This window comes from Bacillus sp. NTK074B (assembly GCF_017303375.1).
Taxonomy (GTDB): domain Bacteria; phylum Bacillota; class Bacilli; order Bacillales; family Bacillaceae_B; genus Rossellomorea.
Map to the genome: position 1 here is coordinate 1 of NZ_JAFKOH010000216.1, position 259 is coordinate 259.

General features: G+C 64.5%; 1 protein-coding gene. It reads left to right on the forward strand.

What is annotated here, in order from left to right:
• Positions 1-226: hypothetical protein (locus JI667_RS22070; protein WP_206858636.1), on the forward strand; the 226-nt coding region annotated here is incomplete at its 5' end.
• Between the last annotated feature and the right edge of the window lie 33 nt (positions 227-259).

A 259-nucleotide genomic window follows, 5' to 3' on the forward strand; every position in this document is an offset into this window, starting at 1 on the left:
GTCACAGGGCCCGACAAGGCAAGTGTCACGTCCTCCACCGTCTCAGCCATCGGCACGGAACGCGCCACTGTCGGCGGGACGTCCAAAGCTCGCCATAAGCCTTATGCCGGCTTCCACCAGAGCAGGACTGGCGGCAAGATTGACTAGGGACATGGAACCGTTTCCTCGATATGTGCGCCTTGCCGGCCCGGGATTCCCATGCGCGGCCAGCCTGGCGAATCCGTAGCGTCGATGCCGTGCGGCCCCGTCCGGTACGAAG